Source organism: Microbacterium petrolearium (genome assembly GCF_054782875.1).
Genome location: NZ_BAAGRQ010000108.1, coordinates 1 through 506, shown reverse-complemented (window position 1 = coordinate 506; position 506 = coordinate 1). Strand labels below are relative to the sequence as shown.

The window sequence follows — 506 nt, the reverse complement described above, 5'->3', positions numbered from 1 at the left end:
TCCTCCCCCTCTCAACACTCCTCCTCTGCCCCCGCTGCCAACCTGATTTCTCTCGCCGACGACGACAGCCCCGACGCCCCCGACATATTCTCGGTCGATCCTGTTGCCGATCAACTTGTCCAGGATGGCGCCACCGCCCTAGCAGGGTCAGTACCTCTCCTCATGGTCACTTGCCGCGTTCAGGCTAACGATGACCCTGCTACCGCCTTAGTTGATTCTGGCGCGGGCATTAATGTCATCGACCGGGAGTATGCGGCGCAGCTTGGCTTGAGGGGGACCCCCGTCCCGCCGGTGGGGACGAAGATGGCAGATAACCGAGCGGGGCCGGTGATAGAGCAGGAGTACTTAGTGGATGTATCAATTGGTGAAACAATTTATGCGGAAACGCCATTCTACGCCATGCCTCTGGGTCCGAAGTATCGTTTAATTCTCGGTCTCCCTTTCTGTCACCAACACCGTCTTTTTGATGGCGCTATTCGCCTCAATAAACTCCTCTTGGACGGTGG

The 506-nt window shown here is 57.3% G+C and carries 1 protein-coding gene; it reads left to right on the top strand.

Translation table 11 applies throughout. The features are described 5' to 3' along the window. The coding region (locus ACYVJ0_RS13870; protein WP_460818446.1) for a retropepsin-like aspartic protease at positions 1-506 on the top strand (506 nt) is incomplete at both ends.